Annotated in this window: 9 protein-coding genes; 2 read left to right on the forward strand and 7 right to left on the reverse strand. The window is 59.3% G+C overall.

All coding sequences use genetic code 11. The features are described 5' to 3' along the window. A partial coding sequence (locus tag D4754_RS23485; protein WP_205589703.1) for a hypothetical protein occupies positions 1-383 on the forward strand: 383 nt, incomplete at its 5' end. A 108-nt stretch (positions 384-491) separates the two neighbouring features. On the opposite strand, the gene D4754_RS23490 is transcribed toward D4754_RS23485, so the two are convergent. From D4754_RS23490 to D4754_RS23515, 7 genes are all read right to left on the reverse strand, one after another. Then, positions 492-848 carry a DoxX family protein gene (locus D4754_RS23490; RefSeq protein ID WP_114291586.1) on the reverse strand — a complete coding sequence of 119 codons (357 nt, stop codon included), beginning with the start codon at positions 846-848 and terminating at the stop codon, positions 492-494. Then, positions 841-1,479 carry a TetR/AcrR family transcriptional regulator gene (locus D4754_RS23495; RefSeq protein WP_114291585.1) on the reverse strand — a complete coding sequence of 213 codons (639 nt, stop codon included), beginning with the start codon at positions 1,477-1,479 and terminating at the stop codon, positions 841-843. The genes D4754_RS23490 and D4754_RS23495 overlap by 8 nt, the downstream gene beginning before the upstream one ends. A 473-nt stretch (positions 1,480-1,952) precedes the next feature. Beyond that, entirely contained in the window at positions 1,953-2,336 is a 384-nt protein-coding gene (locus D4754_RS23500) for a type II toxin-antitoxin system PemK/MazF family toxin (protein ID WP_114291584.1), read from the reverse strand. A gap of 9 nt (positions 2,337-2,345) precedes the next feature. Then, complete coding sequence (locus D4754_RS24195; protein WP_162791938.1) at positions 2,346-2,741, reverse strand: hypothetical protein; 396 nt, start codon at positions 2,739-2,741, stop codon at positions 2,346-2,348. An 11-nt stretch (positions 2,742-2,752) separates the two neighbouring features. Next, positions 2,753-3,322: a replication/maintenance protein RepL gene (locus tag D4754_RS23505; RefSeq protein WP_205387729.1), complete on the reverse strand. Its 570-nt coding sequence runs from the start codon at positions 3,320-3,322 to the stop codon at positions 2,753-2,755. A 521-nt stretch (positions 3,323-3,843) separates the two neighbouring features. Further along, positions 3,844-4,410: a hypothetical protein gene (locus D4754_RS23510; protein WP_114291589.1), complete on the reverse strand. Its 567-nt coding sequence runs from the start codon at positions 4,408-4,410 to the stop codon at positions 3,844-3,846. Continuing rightward, the gene (locus tag D4754_RS23515; protein ID WP_114291588.1) at positions 4,407-4,667 is read right to left on the reverse strand and encodes a hypothetical protein; all 261 of its coding nucleotides are present in this window, start codon (positions 4,665-4,667) and stop codon (positions 4,407-4,409) included. Before D4754_RS23515 ends, D4754_RS23510 begins: the two co-directional genes overlap by 4 nt. Before the next feature lie 180 nt (positions 4,668-4,847). Between D4754_RS23515 and mobQ the strand changes: the two genes are divergently transcribed. Further along, positions 4,848-5,797: MobQ family relaxase (gene mobQ, locus D4754_RS23520; protein ID WP_205589704.1), on the forward strand; the 950-nt coding region annotated here is incomplete at its 3' end.

The raw sequence follows: 5,797 nt of genomic DNA on the forward strand, positions 1-5,797 counted from the left end.
CGGATCGCGTGTTGGATCGTCTCGGACCGGAGCAGTCCGAGCTGGCCCTTGCCGGGGGGCGTGAGGGCCGGGAGCAGGAACCGGATTTTGCCACGCGTTTGCAGGCGGCTTGGGAAGCCCGGAAGGAGGGCCGAGAGCGGCATGAGGCCGAGACCCCAGAGCGGGAGGCCCCGGACGATTTTGCGGCGCGGTTGCGGGCCGCGGCTGCCGGGATCGACCGGGAGGCGCTCAGTGACCGGGTTTCCACGCTGCGCGAAGGCCGCGAGGCCGACGAACGGCAGGCCGAGCTGGACGCGGCGCAGGAACGGGAGCGCACCAAGGAGCTGGAGTTGGAGCGCGAAGTTCATGCCCGCCGGGACAGGGGGCATGATTATGGACTGTAGACCTTCGCTACGCCGTTCACGGACAACCGCAGTGCGGACGGTTTCTGCTGATGTGCGATTTGTGCTGCACTTGCCTTGTGAGGGATGGCGAAAGGGCTATGCGTGCGTTCATTTCGGACGTTGGGTGCCCCAGGTCACGAACAGGACCGTCAGGGCTACCGCTAAAACCATGAGCGGTGCGATGGCATGGGTAAATTCGCCATGCAACAGCACAGTTCCTGCTGCACCGGCCATCACCAGACAGGCGAGTGTCGCCCCCCAGAGCCGTGCAGAACGCATTGCAATCAATGCTGCTGCCGCGATCTCCAAGACCCCAGTGATATAATGAAACCAGCTGGGATAGCCCCACCGTAGATAGTCGGCCCGGATCGTCTCGGAGGCAAAGATGTTGCCCAGCCCGCCGACAATGAAGAATGCTGCAAGCAGCAAGGCGAGGACGGATTTCCAAGGAAGATTATTAAGCATGGGGAGCGTCTCCGGGTAGAACGCCATGAAGGAATGTTATGACCGTTTCACGGGAAAGGTGTGTGCGCTCTGCGCTGGAAAGCGAGGTGTCTTGCTGTCCCACCAACGCCTGTAATTGCGGCGCTGCGGTTAGCAAAGTGAGGAACTGGTTGGCGAGAGTGACAACAGAGAGGTCAGCGCGAAACAGGGAACGGCGCGTGCACAGCCAGTCCGCCAGAATTTCGGCGCAGGCCTCATGCCCCGTCTGCAGAATAGCTCGGGACAACTCGGGAAAGCGTTGGCCTTCGGCAATCATCAGTCGATGCAGTGCCAATGTTCGAGGTTGCAGGACGATTTCGAGAATTCTCTCGCCAAACAGAACAAGAGCGGGACCAAGCTCGGCCTCTGCGATCTGCATCTTCCGCAATGGCTGCGCCTGTTCGTCGCAAAGTCTCTTCACCGTTTCAATGAACAGGCCTTCTTTGCCGCCAAAGCGTCCGTAGACATTGCGGCGTGAGCCACCGACTTGAGTTATAAGGGCGTCAATCGACACACCTTCATATCCGCGCTCCAGAAAGAGTTCGGCTGCCGTATCCGTCAGCGCCTGTATGCGCTTTGCGCCATGGGCGGTTCTGTGCGTGTGGTTCTCCATGGCTGTCAAGCTCCCCTCGAATCATACGGTACAGTACCATACCATATTTAGTCGTTAGTGCCAGAGGCTGTGGATCGAGTTGCCGACCTTGTTGAACGTCCGCTTTCGGAAAGATGCCCAGAAGCTTTGCGGCTGCACCAGACTCGAACGTCCACGAAGAGATGGCACTGACCGTCTGCAACGGGCTCTGAGTCAGATTTTGCCGCGCGCTGCATGAACAGCTGCTTTACTGAATCCGCAAGGGCATCGAGCGTTCCGATATTTGAGGCCTTCACGCTCAATGCTCTTGCTTCCGTCGCACCCAGTTGTTGACGGAACTCACGCGGTAGATATTTCAAAGAAAGTCTGAAAAAACGAAAGGGGCGGACTAGCCACCCCTTCGCATCTATTTCCCACCGAAGGGAAGCAGTCACGGTTGCCCGCGCCGTATCTGGCTCTTTAGGTAGCATCCTGTGGCCACAGAGTCAAGATTTTCAGTATGGGAGATTCTTGAGGGCGCGCTCTTTGATGTGCTCGAAATCGGCTTCGGAAATGCGCGGGATCACTCGTCCAGGTGGACTTAGGCGGCTTACGGCCACTGTCATCAGGTGGTCACAGATCACCCACGCTTGTTTCGCCTGTAGCGGGGACTGCATAGGGTAAGCATGTGGATTGTCAGGCTGCGACTTGGTAGAGAAAGGCAGCACTGTGACTTTGCCGTGAAGGGTCGTTTTCAGCGACATGATGAGCACGGGCCGTGTTTTCCAGAACTCGGGCAACTGGGCGTCGTCGGGTAGCTTGCACCAATATACCTGACGAATGCGCGGAGCACTCTTGACTGTTGGCGCAACGCGCGGTGGCGCGGTTTCATCTGCCATTCTCTTTTTTCACCTTTTCCATGGCCAGCGCCTGCCGGGGCGTTGTGCCTCTTGCGGGGCAGGCAGCATCCGGCGCAAATCCTCGATGTGCTTCCCCCTTTCTTCTGCCAGTGCTTCGGCCACGGCAGCGCGTTGTTCGGCCTCTTTCAGCCGTGCTTTGAGCGTGTCAACTTCGCCAGTCAATTGGGTGTTCTTGTTGGTAAAGTTGTCTGGTTCATCTTGTCCAACTGTTTTCGCACTGTCCGTCCGTGGCTGGTAAACTCTGGCAAGTTCTGCAGGATCAATTTGCCACTGGCCTTTCCCATCCTGAACACCAGAAACTTTGCCTGTTTTCAGTGCTTTTGTGAGTGTTGGTCGGGATACTTGGTAAATCTTTACCGCCTCACGGATAGAAACATTGGCCACGGTGAATACCCCTATTCGCTATCTTCGGTAGGATGGCCAAAGGCGGGCAAGTTCGGTTCTAGACCGGGAAAGGACGGCTGAGAAACGGGTGGTAAACCTTGACCGGCTGGAAGCTGAAGCTCACCGACACGGGGCAGGCGGTGCAACTCTTCCTTGGTCGCATCGAGAGCACCAGCGGGTTGTTCATCCTCGCTGACCAGAACCTCGGCTTGCAGGCGCGAATACCGGAGCTTGTCACGGCCTTCTGTCCACGCCACGCGGCTATTCAGAACATAGGCGTTTACCGTGCCACTTGCGCCAATCTGGACAACTTCGACCCAGTTCCCGGATTCCAATATCTTGAGGGCGCGCTTCACTGTTGCAGGCGAGGAACCCATGAGTTTTGCGAGCACTTTGTGCGAGGCGACGATAGCGTTCTGTTCCCCGACATTCGCCACCAGGACATGCAGCAACGCCCCGGCAGCGGGCGACTTAACTGCCAGCCGACCCCACGCTTCATGCGCTGCGCGGTCGGTTTGGACGAAGTGTCCCCGCTGCTTCTTTGCCGGAAGCATTGCCCGTTCTACCCCTAGCTCATCCATGACCTACCCCTAGCTCATTCATGTTCAAATATCAGTTAAATCTGTAGCATATCTTTATTTGCCTGCTCTAATTTCGACCATACTGACCCGTCAAATATCGGTCAAGCTTGTTCAAATTTCGATCAGACCTAGGTCACAGCTATGAGCTGGGGGTAGGTCACAGCTGTGACCTACCCCCCCCCACTAAGTCTTTGTTTTTATTGGCTCGAAATTTTCCGCCTTCTAATGATCTACAGGAAGGCAAAAAATCCACGCTCGTTCGATCGGTAGCGCTCGTCAGTAAGCTGGCGAACGATCGGGCGGGGGTGGAGTTTTTGACTGACACAGGCGACGAAGGAGCCTGTTTATCTGTCAGTACATTTTTCGCACCGTTGCAGATGATGTTCGTCATTACCACAGGCGAAACATCAACCGGATGGGGTGGGTCAGGCAGGGAGGGGAAGGGTTATCCCCAATCCCGCCTTGCAACATCTGTGGCAACGGTCGGATTTGCTGAGAATGAGAAGGGGATCGGTGGCCCCTCAGTTCCCATCACTAGGCGCTTGTTTGATCCAGAATGCGCAGAAGCTGGACCCGTTGTCCTGGTCCACGACCTGCCCCCCGAACCACGACCTGCCGCAGTTGTAGCGCACCAGATCGTTGACGGAGAGGGCCGACTTGGCCGTTTCCATGCCATAGGCCAACAGAAGGCCCAGAACGACCCCTGTGGCGAGCATAGAGGCCAACCACACCCAGAACCCGCCAAAGTAGCGCCACGCCTGTCTGCGGGCCTCTCCGGCGGCCTGTGAGAGGCTTCTGGCGACTTCGAGGCTCTCGGCCCGGGTTTTCTCTATAGCCGCCTCAGCGGCGCTCGCAGCGGCTTTGCTGGTCTCTTCCTGGAGCACTGCCGCAACGCCCAGCAGGCGCATCTCGACGGCTTTCTGGACTTCGGGGCCAACCTTGCGCATCCGATCCACGCCCTCGGCCAGCATTTCGTGCAGGGCTTCGGCGTCGTCCTTGTCGAGACTGGTCCGCTTCAGGCGTTCCATGTCCTGCCGGATCAGGGTGATTTCATCGACGAGCTGCTGGAAGGGATCTTTGACGCTCATGGACGTTCCGCCTTCGCAGCGACGCCATCCAGTTCTTCCAGCAACCCGACCAGCTCTTTCTGATCGACTTCCCGGGTGACGGCCCGACGCAGGAGAGCGGCGAGGGCGCGGGCCTTTTCCGGGTCTTTCAGCGCGTTGGATATTGCCACTGATCCGACGATGATCTTGCGGCGAGTTTCGCTGGCCTTCTGACGTTCTTTCAGACGGGCCAGCTTGGCTTGCGTCGTTGCAATTTGCTGATCAATACTCCGTGCCATTCTGACCTCCGCTCTCCTGACAATTGTTGATTTCTCGCAAAGGTTGAGGCAAGGTGCAATACACGAAGTGCCCACTTATACAAACGCTGCGCGTTTGTGTGGGCGGGGGAGACTGGCATTTCCCCTCGACCCCTAAGCAAAGTGCGGCACAGAATGGCGATATATCATTTACGAGCTTCGATGATTTCTCGCAGTCAGGGCCGCAGCGCCACGGCGGCAATTGCCTATCGTGTGGCGGAGCGTATCGAAGACCGGCGTACCGGGCTGACCTTCGATTACGCGGCGCGTGGCGGTGTCGATCACACCGAAATCCTCGCCCCGGATCATGCGCCGGATTGGGTCCGCGACCGATCCGAGCTGTGGAACCGCGTCGAGGAATCCGAGACCCGCAAGAACAGCCAGGTCGCCCGCGAGGTGCGTGTGGCCCTGCCTGCCGAGCTGACCCATGCGCAGCGGGTCGAACTGGTCCGGGACTTCGCCCAGGAACAGTTCGTGGACCGTGGCATGATCGCGGATATCGCTCTGCACGCGCCGGGGCGCGACGGCGATGATCGCAACCACCACGCCCATATTCTGCTCACCACCCGCGAGATTGGCCCCGAAGGTTTCACCACCAAGAACCGCGACTGGAACAAGGTCGAGGTTCTGGAGGGCTGGCGGGAAGCATGGGCACGCGACAACAACATCGCCCTTGAGCGCGCCGGCATCGAGGATCGCGTGGATCACCGGACCTTGGAAGCACAGCGCGACGAGGCGCTTGAGCTGGCATCGGCGGCGCGGGAGCGCGGCGACGAGGGGGCGGAGCTGGTGCAGACTGTGCGCGCTATTGAGCTGGATCGCCCGCCGCTGCCCCAGCTTTCCCCCGGCGCGTGGCAGATGAAGGAGCGCGGCATCGAGGTCGGCCGCGTCGGGGCCTGGCACGAGGCCAAGGCCCGTGCGGCCGAGGTGATGGAGGTTGCCCGCGAGCTGGCCGGTCATGTCCGCGACTGGCTCGACCGTGCGGCGGATCGCGTGTTGGATCGTCTCGGACCGGAGCAGTCCGAGCTGGCCCTTGCCGGGGGGCGTGAGGGCCGGGAGCAGGAACCGGATTTTGCCACGCGTTTGCAGGCGGCTTGGGAAGCCCGGAAGGA

Origin of the sequence: Chachezhania antarctica (genome assembly GCF_003646465.1) — a bacterium.
GTDB classification, from domain to species: Bacteria; Pseudomonadota; Alphaproteobacteria; order Rhodobacterales; family Rhodobacteraceae; genus Chachezhania; species Chachezhania antarctica.